The 826-nt window shown below is 63.1% G+C and carries 1 protein-coding gene; it reads right to left on the reverse strand.

Going from position 1 to position 826, the window contains the following annotated elements; translation table 11 throughout:
• The coding region (locus AC6A67_RS14180; protein WP_498037205.1) for a hypothetical protein at positions 1 to 826 on the reverse strand (826 nt) is incomplete at both ends.

Genomic DNA, 826 nt, shown 5'->3' on the forward strand with positions numbered 1-826 from the left:
GTCGCCGTCGACATAGGCCGCAACGCCGGCAAGCGCTGCGTTCACCTCGCCGTCATTGATCATCAGCGTGCGGTTGCGATTGCCTTCCACATGGCCGGCCATGCCGGCGCCAATGGAGTTGACGACGCCGTCATCGTCATTGACCACCCGCACGTTGTTGGCGTCGCCATTTACAAAGGCCGCCATGCCAACCAAGCCGCTCTCGATCAGATCGGTGTTGGCGATGCGACCGCTGTTGCCATCGCCTTCGACATACAGGCCAGCGCCGATACCCCCGGCCTGGATTGTGCCGTCATTGTCGACGAGGGCCCAATTGTTGTCGCCATTGACGCCGCCAAGCAGGCCTGCGCCAATCGCCTGTACCCCGCCATCATTGACGACGAGCAGCGTATTGAGATCGCCCTCAGCAAAAGCGCCGGCGCCGAGCAGGCCAGCAGTGACCTGGCTATTATTGGCGACCACGGCGGTATTGTCGTCGCCTTGCACATAGGCTGCGAGGCCTGCCAGCGTGACGGTGACGTCGCCGTTATTGCGCAGACGCAGGTCGTTGCTGTCGCCTGCCACATAGGCCGCCATGCCGGCGCCGATCGAATTGATCTGACCACTGACTGCGTTGCTGCCGCGAACCACGTTACCGTCGCCCGTAACGAACGCCGCCATACCGACGCCGTCAGCGTCGATATCGCCGCTATTGCGAAGCGAGACGCGGTTGGCGCCGCCATCGACATAGACGCCCGCGCCAATGCCAAGGGCGTCGATTGTGCCAGAATTGCTGACACGCAGGCGGTTGTTGTCGCCATTGACGCCGCCCGCAAGACCCAGCACG

The organism is Camelimonas sp. FR25 (assembly GCF_059740505.1).